At 68.3% G+C, this 10,077-nt stretch carries 8 protein-coding genes and 1 pseudogene; 4 read left to right on the plus strand and 5 right to left on the minus strand.

The features are described from left to right. Positions 1 to 110, plus strand: a pseudogene (locus FOY91_RS19370) (IS5/IS1182 family transposase); the annotation flags it as partial. An 823-nt stretch (positions 111 to 933) separates the two neighbouring features. Here the strand turns inward: FOY91_RS19370 and FOY91_RS19375 are convergent. From FOY91_RS19375 to FOY91_RS19385, 3 genes are read right to left on the minus strand one after another with little or no spacing between them, the layout of a single operon-like run. Beyond that, positions 934 to 1,227 (minus strand): BrnA antitoxin family protein, encoded by a 294-nt coding sequence (locus tag FOY91_RS19375; protein WP_145155415.1) that lies wholly within the window; start codon positions 1,225 to 1,227, stop codon positions 934 to 936. Further along, a complete protein-coding gene (locus FOY91_RS19380; RefSeq protein ID WP_145155417.1) occupies positions 1,187 to 1,459 on the minus strand; it encodes a BrnT family toxin in 273 nt (90 codons plus the stop codon). Before FOY91_RS19380 ends, FOY91_RS19375 begins: the two co-directional genes overlap by 41 nt. A 41-nt stretch (positions 1,460 to 1,500) precedes the next feature. Next, positions 1,501 to 2,286 (minus strand): metallophosphoesterase, encoded by a 786-nt coding sequence (locus FOY91_RS19385; protein ID WP_145155418.1) that lies wholly within the window; start codon positions 2,284 to 2,286, stop codon positions 1,501 to 1,503. A 125-nt stretch (positions 2,287 to 2,411) separates the two neighbouring features. Between FOY91_RS19385 and FOY91_RS19390 the strand changes: the two genes are divergently transcribed. The 3 genes from FOY91_RS19390 (at position 2,412) to FOY91_RS19400 (ending at position 7,649) form a co-directional block, all read left to right on the plus strand. Further along, positions 2,412 to 4,550, plus strand: coding sequence for a putative bifunctional diguanylate cyclase/phosphodiesterase (locus FOY91_RS19390; protein ID WP_238995800.1), 2,139 nt, complete (start codon positions 2,412 to 2,414; stop codon positions 4,548 to 4,550). Between the two features lie 106 nt (positions 4,551 to 4,656). Then, positions 4,657 to 7,341, plus strand: a complete 2,685-nt coding sequence (gene acnA / locus FOY91_RS19395) for an aconitate hydratase AcnA (protein WP_145155422.1) — start codon at positions 4,657 to 4,659, stop codon at positions 7,339 to 7,341. 20 nt (positions 7,342 to 7,361) lie between these two features. Further along, the gene (locus tag FOY91_RS19400) at positions 7,362 to 7,649 is read left to right on the plus strand and encodes a CBU_0592 family membrane protein (protein ID WP_145155424.1); all 288 of its coding nucleotides are present in this window, start codon (positions 7,362 to 7,364) and stop codon (positions 7,647 to 7,649) included. On the opposite strand, the gene FOY91_RS19405 is transcribed toward FOY91_RS19400, so the two are convergent. Together FOY91_RS19405 and FOY91_RS19410 are read right to left on the minus strand one after the other, a co-directional pair. Continuing rightward, entirely contained in the window at positions 7,610 to 8,995 is a 1,386-nt protein-coding gene (locus FOY91_RS19405; protein WP_145155426.1) for an efflux transporter outer membrane subunit, read from the minus strand. The genes FOY91_RS19400 and FOY91_RS19405 overlap by 40 nt on opposite strands. After that, positions 8,992 to 10,056: an HlyD family secretion protein gene (locus tag FOY91_RS19410; RefSeq protein WP_145155428.1), complete on the minus strand. Its 1,065-nt coding sequence runs from the start codon at positions 10,054 to 10,056 to the stop codon at positions 8,992 to 8,994. The genes FOY91_RS19405 and FOY91_RS19410 overlap by 4 nt, the downstream gene beginning before the upstream one ends. Positions 10,057 to 10,077 lie beyond the last annotated feature (21 nt).

A 10,077-nucleotide genomic window follows, 5' to 3' on the forward strand; every position in this document is an offset into this window, starting at 1 on the left:
TCCGCTGGCGCCGGCTCGTCCGGGATTACGAAGCCCGTATCGATGTATCCAAAGCCATGATCCTCGTCGCCATGGGCGGCAACCTCCTCCGCCGAACCACTCATCCATGATTTTCAAAACGGACTCTCAGCGCGTGCGGGCGCATCGAAGAAAGTCGGATTGACACTTACGGCCGAAACCGGACAGGGAAGACTACGCCTGCTTACCGAAAGTTTGGCGAAGTTAGTTAGAGCGCGGCCGCTCGAACGGAAAAACTTTAAAGCATTGCGGGCGACGGGTTACGTGACCGGGTCTTCGATTGCCAAATATGTCGATATACTAGAAGATAAGTTGGTATCTGGTGAGATATTTCCCAGAAACAGCCCTCGATCGCGAAGCATAAACAGTGAACAGGCCTATTCTCTGATTGAAGAAGCTTATGGCAGACGGAAGCACAAACTAGCAGCCGCTGCGGTCGGTAATGATCCATGGTAGGCTGGTATTTCAAAAGACGCCGAGCAGTGGATGTGATTATTGCGCTCCTTATTGTAATAATGCATCTAATATCTGAGAATATAAAAGGATCGATGTTTGTTACATTGTCCGGCGCTGATCTAAGAGATGCTTGCGGGACAATTTTCTCGACGGCCGCATCGCTATTGGGGTTTGTGCTGGCGGCTGGGACTTTCCTGATTGCTCATGTCAGAGGTGCCGAGTTTGATCTTTTGCGGAAGTCAAAATCGTTCGGAGAGCTCGCAAGATTGATATCTTCTGCGATATGGTGTCTCTTTGGTCTAACGGTAGTCTCCGGTCTGTCCTACATTTCAGGATCACGACTTGAGGCGGTCAGTTTAGCAGCAATGACATTTATGTCTGGTTGGTCGGCATTAAGCTTAGCCGCTCTTACGTGGATCGTAGTGCGAATTCTGGCAGTGCCAATGGTCAAGTAGCCGTTTATAATCCCACCACTTTCCGCAATGCCTCATTGATCCGGCTCTGCCAGCCCGGCCCATCCGCACGGAAGCGTTCGAGCACATCCGGGTCGAGGCGCAACGTCACCTGCTGCTTCGCGCGGTCGCGGGCAGGGGGGCGGCCGCGGACGACGCCGTTCGGGCCGAGATAACCCGTCGCCGGGCGGATCACCTTGCCGGCTACCGCATATTCCGCGGTATCGAACATCTCGTCCGTCCATTCGGGTAGATCGGGATCATTCCATTCGGGCGGTAAAACGGGCTTGCTCTCGCTCATTGCACTTCCTCATCGAAATGACGCGGACCCCGTCCAGCGTCGGGGTCCAGGCGATCATCGCGATCCGCTCGCCGATCATCCCGAAGGTCAGGAAGCGCGGTTCGGGATAATCGAAGCGGTCGTCCGTCGTCGTGTAGCTCGGGTCGTCGAACAGTAAGCCTGCATCTGCGAAGTCCAGTCCGCGTTCCCTGAGCGTCGCTTCGCGCTTGGCCGGATCGAAGCTGATCTCCACCGACATATTATGTAACTACACAAGGCGGCCGGTCAAGCCGATCATGCCGCCGCATCGGCCTTCTCCCCCGTCCCCAGTACCCAACGTTCGCCCCCCTCCAGCCCCAGCGCGGTCAGCACGCCGGTGCGGTAGGCGCCCGTGTCCAGCCCGATGCGGTTGTCGCGGAATTCGGGGGATTCGCTGATCGTGTGGCCGTGGACCACGATCAGGCCGTGCGGGCGCGGGTCGTCGAGGAACTCCTGCCGGATCCAGTGGAGGTCCTCGCGGCGCTGGCGGGACAGGCGCACGCCCGGGCGGATGCCGGCGTGGACGAACAGATAGTCGCCGATCGTCAGGTGATCGGCGAAGCCGGCGATGAAGGCGCGGTGGTCGGGCGGGACGTGCGCGCGCATCACCTGCGCGAGCGCCAGGCCGGGCAAGGCCAGCGCCTCGTCCGGCACGTCGTAGCTCGCCAGCGTGGCCTCCCCGCCGAACGCCAGCCAGCCGATGCGGTGCGGGTCGCCGCCCGCCTCCTCCATCGAACCGAGCATCGCCGTCTCGTGGTTGCCCATCATGAAGCGGAAGGTGGCGAAGCCGGGGCGGTGGTGGAGCAGATACTCGATTACCTGCGCCGAATGCGGCCCGCGATCGATCAGGTCGCCGAGCAGCACCACCTCGGTGGCGGCAGGCGCGCGGGCGGCATCGTCGGCGCGGATCGTGGCGAGCAACGCGGACAGCAGGTCGAGCCGGCCGTGCACGTCGCCGATCGCATACACCCGCCGGCCCGGCGGGATACGCGCGGGATCGGGGGTGGCGGGGCGCCGGAACCGGCCGATGATCGAACGCAAACCCTTGTCTCCAGTGGAATTATCACCGCGTATGCGCTCGTCGAGCGGTAAGACGGGCTTAAGTAGTTTCAGTTAAAAAAAGTACCAGCAGGATGGGGCCGCGGATGTACCAACGATTGCGCGGAATGCTGCGGCGCCACTTTCCCACCCAGTATCTGATTCCGATCGTGTTGCTGCTGGGCAGCAGCTTCGGCTGCCTTACCGCCCTGCTGTTCCACACTACCATCGTTCAGGACAGGATGGAGCGCCATCGCGAGGTGGAACTCGTCACCAACGGATTCGCCGCTTCCGCCGAGATGGTGAAGCACGATCTGCAGGACTATGCCCGGTGGGACGATGCGGTGCGCCACCTCGTCCATCGGTTCGATCCGGCATGGGCGGACGGCAATATCAGCGCCTATCTAGGCGTGGTGCAGGCCTACAGCCATGTGCTGGTGCTGGATGAGCATGGCCGCGCGATCTACGATTTCTCGGGCGGGCGCCATCGCCCCGCCGGGTTCGATCCGGCGGCGCTGCTGGGGCCGGGGCTGGCCGCCGGCGCGGCGCGGGTGCGGCGCATCGGCCCTGCCGGCAATCCCGTCGTCAACGGCTTCACCCGGATGGGCGACCGGCTCTACGTGTTCTCCGCCGCCGCGATCATGCCGCTGACCGACAAGGTGACGCTGCCGCCCGGGCCGGTGCGGCTGCTGGTGCTGGCCGACCGGATCGACCAGCCGTATCTCGACGCGCTGGCGGCGCGCAACCATTCCCCCCGGCTGTCGCTCCATGAGATCGCACCGGACGACGGCGGGCCGGACGAGGCCGCGCGGATGCGGCTGCACGATGCCGCCGGCACGCCGATCGGCACGATCCGCTGGCAGGCGACGACGCCCGGCAGCGAGCTTCGCCGGCAGATGCTGCCCGGCTTCGCGCTGGTGGTGCTGATCGCGCTGGCGGCGGCGGCGCTGATCCTGCGCCGCGCGCGCACCGGCATGGAGTCGCTGCGCGGCAGCAAGGCCCGCGCGCTGCACCAGGCGCTGCACGATCCGCTGACCGGCCTGGGCAACCGCCGCGCGGTGATGGAGCGGCTGGATGCGTGCGAGACGGCGGTGGCGCTGCTCTACATGGATCTGGACGGGTTCAAGGAGACCAACGACGTCTATGGCCATGCCGCCGGCGATGCCCTGCTGATGGAGGCGGCGCGGCGCATCGCCGCGGCGGCGGGGGAGGCGGATCTGGTGGCGCGGTCGGGCGGCGACGAGTTCGCCATCGTGCTCTGCGCGCCCGGCCCGGCGGTGGTGGAACGGATCGCCGACGCCATCCTCGCCGCGTTCCATGCGCCGTTCGCGGTGGGCGGCTACAGCGTATCGGCGGGGATCAGCATTGGCATCGTCATGTCGTCGGGCCGGATCGTCACCGACGAGCTGATCCGCCGCGCCGACGTGGCGATGTACGCCGCCAAGGCCAACGGCAAGGATTGCCGCCTCGCCTATCACCCCGCGCTGGACGAGGAATATGACGAGCGCCGCCGGCTGGAGAACGACCTGCGCGCCACGATCGCCGCGGGCGGGATCGCCGTGGTATTCCAGCCGATCGTGGAGGCGCGCGCCGGTCGCGTGGTGGGGGTGGAGGCGCTGGCGCGCTGGAACCACCCGCGCCATGGCCCGGTCTCGCCCGAGCTGTTCGTGCGGGTGGCCGAACGCAGCGGTCTCATCAACGATCTCGGCCGCAGCGTGCTCGTCACCGCCTGCCGCGAGGCTATCGGGTGGAACGTGGATCTGGCGGTGAACCTGTCGCCCGCGCAGTTCTGGGATCGCATGCTGGTGGAGCGGATCGAGGCGGCGCTGGCCGAAACCGGCTTTCCCGCGGACCGGCTGGAGCTGGAGATCACCGAGAGCTACCTGCTGCGCCGGCCCGATGCCGCCGAGGAGATCCTCGTGCGGTTGCGCGCGCTGGGCATCCGCATCGCGCTCGATGATTTCGGCACGGGCTTCGCCAGCATCGGCTATCTCCAGCGGCTGAGTTTCGACCGGATCAAGATCGACCGCTCGTTCGTCACCCATGTGGTGGAGCAGGCGCGCGCCGCCGACATGGCGCGCGCCATCGTGGTGCTGGCCGAGGCGCTGGACCTGCCGGTGACGGCCGAGGGCATCGAGACGGAGGGGCAGGCGGCGATCATGCGGCTGACCGGGTGCAGCCGGCTGCAGGGCTGGCTGTTCGGCCGGCCGATGCCGCCGGCCGAAATGGGGCGGTGGCTCGCCCAGCGGTCGCTGGCCCTCACCTGACGCCGATGGTCGAGGGCCTGACGGTGTCGCGGTCGCTCCCTTCCCCAAACGGCCCCCCCTTGCTATGGCGCGCCGACGTTATCGCATCGCAGCAAGGGAAGCCGCCATGACCGCCATCGGACAGGACAGTCTCAACACGCGCACCAGCCTGGAAGTCGGCGGCAAGACGGTGCATTATTATTCCATCCCCAAGGCGGCGGCCGCGCTCGGCGACGTGTCGCGCCTGCCCTTCTCGATGAAGGTGCTGCTGGAGAACCTGCTGCGCTTCGAGGACGGCGAGACGGTGACCCGCGAGGACATCCAGGCGATCGTCGACTGGCAGAAGGAGCGCCGCAGCGAGCGCGAGATCCAGTATCGCCCCGCGCGCGTGCTGATGCAGGATTTCACCGGCGTCCCCTGCGTGGTCGATCTGGCGGCGATGCGCGATGCGATCACCAAGCTTGGCGGCGACGCGCAGAAGATCAACCCGCTCGTGCCGTGCCATCTCGTGATCGATCACTCGGTGATGGTCGACGAGTTCGGCAGCCCCAAGGCGTTCCAGGACAACGTCGATCTGGAATATGAGCGCAACATGGAGCGTTACGAGTTCCTCAAGTGGGGATCGAAAGCGCTCGACAACTTCAAGGTGGTGCCGCCGGGCACCGGCATCTGCCATCAGGTGAACCTGGAGAACATCGCGCAGACCGTGTGGACCTCCACCGATGCCAGCGGCGAAACCGTCGCCTACCCCGATACGCTCGTCGGCACCGACAGCCACACCACCATGGTGAACGGCCTCGGCGTGCTGGGTTGGGGCGTCGGCGGGATCGAGGCGGAGGCCGCCATGCTCGGCCAGCCGGTATCGATGCTGATCCCCGAGGTCGTCGGCTTCAAGCTGACGGGCACGCTGGCCGAGGGCATCACCGCCACCGATCTGGTGCTCACCGTCACCCAGATGCTGCGCGCCAAGGGCGTGGTCGGCCGCTTCGTGGAGTTCTACGGCCCCGGCCTCGATGCGCTGTCGCTGGCCGATCGCGCGACGATCGCCAACATGGCGCCGGAATATGGCGCGACCTGCGGCTTCTTCCCCGTGGACAACGCCACGCTCAACTACCTGCGCCTCACCGGGCGCGACGAGTGGGCGATCGATCTGGTCGAGGCCTATGCCAAGGCGCAGGGCTTCTGGCGCGACGCCACCCACGCCGACCCGGTGTTCACCGATACGCTGGCGCTGGACATGGCGACCGTGCAGCCCTCGCTCGCCGGCCCCAAGCGCCCGCAGGATCGCGTGCTGCTGAACAACGTGGACGACAATTTCAACAACGAGCTGGCCACCGGCTACAAGAAGTCGGGCGCGAGCGACCAGCGCGTCGCCGTCGAGGGCCGCGATCATGACATCGGTCACGGCGACGTGGTGATCGCCGCGATCACGAGCTGCACCAACACCTCCAACCCCTCGGTGCTCGTCGCCGCCGGCCTCGTCGCGCGCAAGGCGCATGCGCTGGGCCTGACCTCCAAGCCGTGGGTGAAGACCTCGCTCGCGCCCGGTTCGCAGGTCGTCACGGACTATCTCGACAAGTCCAAGCTGACCGACGATCTGAACGCGCTGGGCTTCAACCTCGTCGGCTACGGCTGCACCACCTGCATCGGCAACTCGGGGCCGCTGGCGCCCGCCATCAGCAAGGCGATCAACGAGAACGATCTCGTCGCCGCCTCTGTGCTGTCGGGCAACCGCAACTTCGAGGGCCGCGTCTCGCCGGACGTGCGCGCCAACTTCCTCGCCTCGCCGCCGCTCGTCGTCGCCTATGCGATCAAGGGCACCGTGCGCGAGGATATCACCACCACCCCGCTCGGCATCTCGAACGAGGGCAAGGAGGTGTTCCTCAAGGACGTGTGGCCGACGAACATCGAGGTGCAGGACGTGATGACCTCGTTCATCGACCGCGAGATGTACGCCACCCGCTACGCCAACGTGTTCGAGGGCGACCGCAAGTGGCGCGGCATCTCGATCGAGGGCGGCGACACCTACACCTGGAACCCGACCAGCACCTACGTCGCCAACCCGCCCTATTTCGAGGGCATGACGATGACGCCGGAGCCGGTGGGCGACATCCGCGACGCGCGGCCGCTGGCGATCTTCGCCGACTCGATCACCACCGATCACATCAGCCCGGCCGGCAGCATCAAGGCGGACAGCCCGGCCGGCGTGTATCTGCAGGAGCATCAGGTCGCCAAGGCCGACTTCAACAGCTATGGCGCGCGCCGCGGCAACCATGACGTGATGATGCGCGGCACCTTCGCCAACATCCGCATCAAGAACGAAATGATCCCGGGCATCGAGGGCGGGATGACCAAGTACATCCCCACCGGCGAGGTGATGGCGATCTACGACGCGGCCATGCGCTACAAGGTGGACGGCACGCCGCTGGTCGTGGTGGCGGGCAAGGAATATGGCACCGGCTCCTCGCGTGACTGGGCGGCCAAGGGCACCAACCTGCTCGGCGTGCGCGCCGTGATCGCCGAGAGCTTCGAGCGGATCCATCGCTCGAACCTCGTCGGCATGGGCATCGTGCCGCTGCAGTTCGCCGACGGCGTCGATCGCAAGACGCTGAAGCTGGACGGCACCGAGACGTTCACGATCGAGAACGTCGCCGACCTGCGCCCGCGTCAGGACGTGACGGTGCACCTCACCCGCGCCGACGGCACGAGCGAGACGTTCCAGACGCGCTGCCGGATCGATACCGTCAACGAGCTGGAATATTTCCTCAACGGCGGCATCCTGCACTACGTTCTGCGCAAGCTGGCCGCCTGACCGGACAGGCCGCGCCCGCCGTGCCGCTGATCGTCGAGATCGCCGGCTGGGCGGGCGCGGGGCTGATCCTGATCGCCTACGTCCTGCTGTCGCTGCGGCGTATCGGAGCGGAAAGCGTGATCTATCAGGGGCTGAACGTCGTCGGCTCGGCCGGCTTCGTGGTGAACGGCTGGGCGCATGGCGCGCTGCCGTCGGTCGGCCTCAACCTCCTGTGGCTGCTGGTCGGCGGCTGGGCGCTGTCGCGCATCCTGCGCGCACGGCGGCCCGGTCAGCCCGTCGGGCCGGGCCAGCCACCGCCCATCGCCTGATCGAGCGACACCAGCGCATTGAGCCGGTCGGTCCGCGCCTGGATCAGCGACAGTTCCGCGCCGAGCAGCTGGCGCTGTGCATCGAGCTGGTCGAGATAGGGCGAATAGCCCGCACGGTAGCGGTTGGTCGCCACCCGCAGCGCTTCCCGCAGTGCGGTCACCTGCCCCCGCAGCGACTCCACCTGCTCGCCGGTGCGCAGCACGGCGGCGAGGCCGTCGTCGACCTCGCGGAACGCGGTGAGCGCGGTGCGGCGATAGGCGAACGCCGCCTGATCGCGCCGCGCCGTCGCCGCATCCGCCTGCGCGCGCAGCCGGCCGGCATCGAACAGCGGGGCCAGCACGCTGCCGCCGAGCGACCAGATCGTCACCGGATCGGGCAGCGCGCTCGACAGCACCAGCCCGGCGGACCCGGTCAGCCGCACGCTGGGCAGGAAGGCGGCGCGCGCACTGTCCAGCGAGCGATCGGCGGCGACCAGCTGCTGCTCGGCCGAGAACAGGTCGGGGCGGCGGCGCAGCAGGTCGGCGGGCAGGCCGTCGGGCACCGCCGGCGGGGTCAGCCGCTCCAGCGGCAGCCCCCGCGCGATCGGGCCGGGGGCTTCGCCCAGCAGCACGGCCAGCGCATTCTCCGCGCGCGTCACCGCCAGCCGCGCCTGCGGCACGAGCTGCTCGGTCGCGCGATATTCGCCCTCGGCCTGTCGCAGTTCCAGCCGGGAGGTGTAGCCGGTATCGGACCGGCGGCGGGCGATGCGCAGCGCCTCGGCGCGGGCACCCAGCGTCGCCACCGCCGTCTCCAGCCGGGCATCCAGCGCGCGCAGGTTGATGTAGCTGCTGGCGGTGGTCGCGGCGATCGCCAGCGCCACGGTATCGCGTGAGGCGGCGGTCGCCAGCAGGGCGGCGCGGGCGGCGGCGCTGGCGTTGCGCAGGCGGCCGAACAGGTCGGTATCGTAGCTGATGTTGATCGCGGGCTGGCCGGTGGTGCTGCGCGTCGGGATGCCGAACGGGCTGAGCGCGCGCGCCTCGCTGCCCGCCGCGACGCCGTCGACCGATGGGAAGAGTTGCGCTTCGGCCAGCCGCGCCTGCGCGCGCGCCTCCTCCACCCGCGTCACCGCGACGGCGAGATCGAGGTTGTTGGCCAGCGCGCGCGTCACCAGCGCGTCGAGGGCAGGGTCGCCGAACGCCCGCCACCAGCCGGTCCCCACCGGGGCGCCGCGCGCCACCGCCGTGCGCCAGCCGGCGGGCGGAACGACCGCGCTGGCGGGCGGCGCGTCGGGGCGCGGGCCGATGCACCCGGCCAGCGTGCCGCCGATCAGCCCCAGCAGCGCCGCGCAGGCAACCGCGTGCCTCACCGGTCGCCCGCGTCGCGGGTATCGACGCGCGGCTGCACCGACATGCCGGGGCTGAGCCTTGCCGCCAGCGGCTGCCCCGGATCGACCGAGATCCGCACCGCGATGCGCTGCGCCACCTTGGTGAAGTTGCCGGTGGCATTGTCGGGCTTGAGCACCGCGAACTCCGATCCGGCGGCCGGCGACAGGCGCTCGACATGGCCGCGCAGCCGCGCGTTGGCGAGCGCATCGACGGTGAACGTCACCGGCTGGCCCGGTCGCATCCGTGCGGTCTGCGCCTCCTTGTAGTTGGCGATGATCCAGATGCGCGGCGGCACGAGGAACATCAGCTGCGTGCCGGCGGTGACATATTGCCCCACGCGCACGCCGACATCGCTCAGCCGGCCGCGCTCCGGCGCGCGGATCACGGTGTTGGCCAGGTCGATCCCGGCCAACCGCAGCGCCGCGTCGCCGCCGGCCACCGCCGCTTCCAGCCCGCCGCGCCCGACGGTGACGGAGCGCACGTCCTGCCGGGCGATCTCGGCGGCGGCCTTCGCCTGCGCCACGCCGGCCTCCGCCTGGCGCAGCGCGGCGCGCGTCTGGTCGCGCTCGCGCAGCGAGACGGAGCCGTCCGTCACCAGATCCTCGACGCGGCGCATGTCGGCCTGTGCCCGCAGCAGCTGCGCCTGGGCATTGGCGACCGCCGCCTCCTGCGCGCCCAGCCCGGCGGCGCGCGAGCGGGCGCTCTGCGCGCTGTTGGCGAGCGTGGCGTTCTGCCCGGCGAGCGCGGCCTGCGCCTGTGCCACCCGCTGGCGGTAGATCCGGTCGTCGATCCGCACGAGCGGCTGCCCGGCCACGACGGTATCGTAATCCTGCACCAGCACCTGCGTGACGTAGCCGCTCACCTGTGGGCTGATGACGGTCGTCTGCCCGCGCACGAAGGCGTTCTCGGTCGTCTCGATCGCGCTGTCGAACGGCGGCAGCCGCCACGCCGCCAGCACCAGCAGCACGCCGGCGACCGCGAGGATGATGATGATGGCGCCCGCGCCGAGGGCCAGGCTAGGGGGCCGCCAGCCCGACCCCACCGGCTTGGCGGCCCCCTAGCC

This window comes from Alterirhizorhabdus solaris (assembly GCF_007785815.1).
GTDB lineage: Bacteria > Pseudomonadota > Alphaproteobacteria > Sphingomonadales > Sphingomonadaceae > Alterirhizorhabdus > Alterirhizorhabdus solaris.